Source organism: Virgibacillus sp. 7505 (assembly GCF_002272135.1).
In the GTDB taxonomy this organism is placed as follows: domain Bacteria; phylum Bacillota; class Bacilli; order Bacillales; family Amphibacillaceae; genus Terribacillus.
The window spans coordinates 1-243 of record NZ_NPBF01000271.1 but is presented as its reverse complement, the minus strand read 5'-3'; the positions used below and the strand labels follow the sequence as shown (position 1 = coordinate 243).

Annotated in this window: 1 protein-coding gene; it reads left to right on the top strand. The window is 43.6% G+C overall.

The features are described 5' to 3' along the window. The first annotated feature begins 9 nt into the window (after nucleotides 1-9). On the top strand, nucleotides 10-168 hold the full coding sequence (locus CHH91_RS18925; RefSeq protein WP_483372419.1) for a glycerol-3-phosphate responsive antiterminator: 159 nt from the start codon (nucleotides 10-12) through the stop codon (nucleotides 166-168). Nucleotides 169-243: the final 75 nt, after the last annotated feature.

The window sequence follows — 243 nt, the reverse complement described above, 5'->3', positions numbered from 1 at the left end:
ATCGAACTTTTGCCTGGCATTTTGCCCGACTACATTGGCCGTGTCCATAGGAAAACGGGGATACCGGTCATTGCTGGCGGCTTAATTGAGACGATGGAAGATGCAAAGCAAGCCATTAAAGCGGGAGCTCAGGCTGTGACTGCTTCCAATCAAGAATTATGGCTTTGAAGAAAAGGCCCTTTTGGACGATTCGAAAAAAGTCTAAATAGGGCGTTTTCTTTTAAATAGCAAAAAATGTGATAT